The 1,563-nt window shown below is 36.9% G+C and carries 1 protein-coding gene; it reads right to left on the bottom strand.

Going from position 1 to position 1,563, the window contains the following annotated elements:
* Positions 1-199 precede the first annotated feature (199 nt).
* The gene (locus ACT8YW_RS23260) at positions 200-1,408 is read right to left on the bottom strand and encodes an ROK family transcriptional regulator (protein ID WP_004307234.1); all 1,209 of its coding nucleotides are present in this window, start codon (positions 1,406-1,408) and stop codon (positions 200-202) included.
* Between the last annotated feature and the right edge of the window lie 155 nt (positions 1,409-1,563).

The raw sequence follows: 1,563 nt of genomic DNA on the forward strand, positions 1-1,563 counted from the left end.
TAATTAATAATCAGCGTTCTAATTTTTACAGGATTCCCTATTCTTATTTTAAAAGGGAAATCCTGCGTATGTAATAGATGTGAAATATAAAAATGTAATCTATGTTGAGTCGTATTATTGTTTTAGTGGTTGCCGGAGTAGCCGTAGTCTATATTGTTCGCTTTATAGATAACTTTTTCTCCCAGCGTAGAAGATAAAACTAGCTTTCAAACATTCTGCTGCGTGCGAGCATACAAGCGCCAACGATGCCGGCTTTGTCTTTCAGCTTAGATGTGATGATGGCTGAATCTTTATTAACCAGATTTAGAGAGTACTTGCGTACGGCTGTTTTTATGGGCTGGGTGATATAATCACCGGTTAAAGATAAAGTTCCACCTATAATGACCAGTTCCGGGTTGAAGATATTGATTAGCCCGGCAATCTGTTTGCCTAGTTTCTGTCCGATTTCTTCTACAATTTCAATGCAAAGCAGGTCTTCTTTATTCACAGCGGCAATGATCTCATCAAGAGTGATCGGGTTTTCCTCTGTGGCGATTCGTGTAGATAGAATGGAACTTTCCCCACTTTGAATACGCTCTAATAAGATACGATGAAGTGCCGATCCGGAAGCTTCCGTCTCCAAGCAACCTTTTTTTCCGCAATGGCAGATTATCTCATTATCATAAGCACTCATGTGTCCAAATTCACCGGAGAATCCGGATTTCCCGGTATAAATCTTACCATCAATAATAATTCCGATACCTACTCCCCAGCTTACATTTACAAAAATGATATCCTTTTCTCCTTTCACGCAGCCTTGCATGTATTCGCCATAAGTCATGGCGCGTGTGTCATTATCAATGGTTACTTTATATCCCAATTTTTCGGATAATACATCCGCCAACGGCCTTTCCTCAAAATTGAATTGACTGAAGCTATACCCTGATTCAGGATTTACACGTCCCGACACATTTACATTAATATTTAAGATCTTCTCTTTATTAATAGTGAGCTTCTTTATAAAATTGAGAATATGCTTGCATAACTCATTCATCCCTTCGATTGAGTTCTCAAACTTATAAGGTATATTCATTTTCAATTCTACCATATCGCCTTTGAAATTTATCAGTCCGATATTGACGGCGAATCTTTTGATGTCTACACCCAAAAAGTAACCGGATTCCGGATTAAGCCCATAGAGGTTGGGATGGCGTCCGCCACTAGTCTCCAATTTGCCATAATCATTAATATATCCGTCATCACACATTTCACCGATAAATTTGGTGACAGTTGGTACACTTAAATCCAGCTCTTTTGAAAGATCGGGAATTGTGGAACTTCCATTATATATATAATGTGTAATAATCCTCTTTTTGACGAGAGCACTTTTAGAGCCCTTTTCTATTTCTTTCAAGAATTGTTGGTTCATAACTATGCATATTTGGTAATTCACACAAAGATAATTAATTTTTTTATTAATACGTGGTTTTGAAGCCTTGAAAATTAGAATATCTTGAATGTTATATTTCCTATATACTATGTAATGGATTTATATATAGGATAATGTAGCTATGTATGATTGTG

Origin of the sequence: Bacteroides sp. (assembly GCF_052357945.1) — a bacterium.
GTDB lineage: Bacteria > Bacteroidota > Bacteroidia > Bacteroidales > Bacteroidaceae > Bacteroides.

Bases quoted from the DNA above. Each gene is read 5' to 3' on its own strand.
- ACT8YW_RS23260 (WP_004307234.1), bottom strand. From the start codon at position 1,408: ATGAACCAACAATTCTTGAAAGAAATAGAAAAGGGCTCTAAAAGTGCT.